This window comes from Bradyrhizobium algeriense (assembly GCF_003062295.1).
In the GTDB taxonomy this organism is placed as follows: Bacteria; Pseudomonadota; Alphaproteobacteria; order Rhizobiales; family Xanthobacteraceae; genus Bradyrhizobium; species Bradyrhizobium algeriense.
Genome location: NZ_PYCN01000226.1, coordinates 1 through 508, shown reverse-complemented (window position 1 = coordinate 508; position 508 = coordinate 1). Strand labels below are relative to the sequence as shown.

The following is a 508-nucleotide window of genomic DNA, read 5'->3' as shown; positions in this document are numbered from 1 at the left end:
GGCCTCTCTTATTGCGACTGCCGAAGCCAAGAATATTTCTGAGAAGCTGGAAATCTATCTCTCGGTCTTTCTCACGGATAGCGGCACGCCGCGCAAGGGCTCGGCCTTCCTAACAAAAGACGTCAGCGAGAGCCTGAAAGACGCGTTGCTGCGCGAGCAGGAGCGGGTATGCTCGCTGATCGACAGGCGCAAGGCCGTGCGCGCCGCCGAGCGCACCGATGCGCTGTTTACGCTTGCGGCCGAAATCCACGCTCGCGTCGAGCAGGCGAAGATGCGCCTCGGCGCGCTCGACTTCCAGGATCTCATCGACAAGACCCTGGCGCTGCTCTCGCGCGGAGACACCGCCTGGGTGCTCTACAAGCTCGATCGCGGCATCGATCATGTGCTCATCGACGAGGCGCAGGACACGAACCCCGAGCAATGGGAGATCCTGCGCAAGATCACCGAGGATTTCACCGCGGGCGCGGGCGCGGCGGGCGGGCGCGTGCGCACGCTCTTTGCGGTCGGT

General features: G+C 63.8%; 1 protein-coding gene. It reads left to right on the top strand.

Annotation, left to right across the window (positions count from 1 at the left end):
- Positions 1 to 508, top strand: a 508-nt coding sequence (locus C7G61_RS43235; RefSeq protein WP_145963858.1) for a UvrD-helicase domain-containing protein, incomplete at both ends; no start/stop codon positions are given.